Origin of the sequence: Granulicella sp. S190, assembly GCF_009766095.1 — a bacterium.
GTDB lineage: Bacteria > Acidobacteriota > Terriglobia > Terriglobales > Acidobacteriaceae > Edaphobacter.
Window position 1 is genome coordinate 403,554 of record NZ_LMUD01000023.1, and the last position, 680, is coordinate 404,233.

A 680-nucleotide genomic window follows, 5' to 3' on the forward strand; every position below is an offset into this window, starting at 1 on the left:
CGCGGGGTGCTTCCGTTAGTCGCAAGCTGGATTTCGCGCTGACCAACGGGACCCTTCGTTAGTAGTCGCCGCGGAAGCTGTGGATGAGGCGGCGGTCGCGTTTGGTTGGGCGCTTTGACGGTGCGCCATAGGCGATAGGGCCGAGGAGCTTGCGCTCTTCTGCGGCTTTGCGGCGAAGCTCTTTGCTGGATTCGGTTTCGCGGTAGAGGGTTTGCGCTACGGCCGCGGAGCCTCGTTGCTGGCTTAGGGCAAGGACTTCCACTTCGAACTCGCCGGCTTCGTTTTTGATGTGAAGCATGTCTCCTACGCGGACCTCGCGGGAGGGCTTGGCGGAGACGTTGTTTGAGGTGATGCGGTTCATGTCGCAGGCTTTGGAGGCTTGCTCACGGGTTTTGAAGAAGCGGGCTGCCCAGAGCCACTTGTCGATGCGGGTGCCGGTCATGAGTCTATTTTCTTCTACTTTTGGGAGCGTTGCTAGATGGCGCGGAGCATGCGAACGGGGAGATAGAAGAGCGCGCCGATGAGCTCGAAGGTGCCGCCGACTACGATGCCGATGAGACGGAAGGGCAGGAGGATCAGCCAGATCAGCGGATAGAGGAGGAGCGCTGCAAGGGCGAGTGGCCAGCAGACGACCATGAGGATCAAAAAGAGTAGAAGGTTGAGCATTGGTGTTTCTCTCC

Annotated in this window: 2 protein-coding genes; both read right to left on the minus strand. The window is 59.6% G+C overall.

Going from position 1 to position 680, the window contains the following annotated elements:
- Window positions 1-58: 58 nt before the first annotated feature.
- Complete coding sequence (locus GSQ94_RS15120) at window positions 59-442, minus strand: RNA-binding S4 domain-containing protein (RefSeq protein WP_158944680.1); 384 nt, start codon at window positions 440-442, stop codon at window positions 59-61.
- A 32-nt stretch (window positions 443-474) separates the two neighbouring features.
- Window positions 475-680: hypothetical protein (locus tag GSQ94_RS15125; RefSeq protein WP_371417530.1), on the minus strand; the 206-nt coding region annotated here is incomplete at its 5' end.

What these genes read in the sequence shown, in the direction of transcription:
- GSQ94_RS15120 (WP_158944680.1), bottom strand. Translation starts at nt 442, where the DNA reads ATGACCGGCACCCGCATCGACAAGTGGCTCTGGGCAGCCCGCTTCTTC.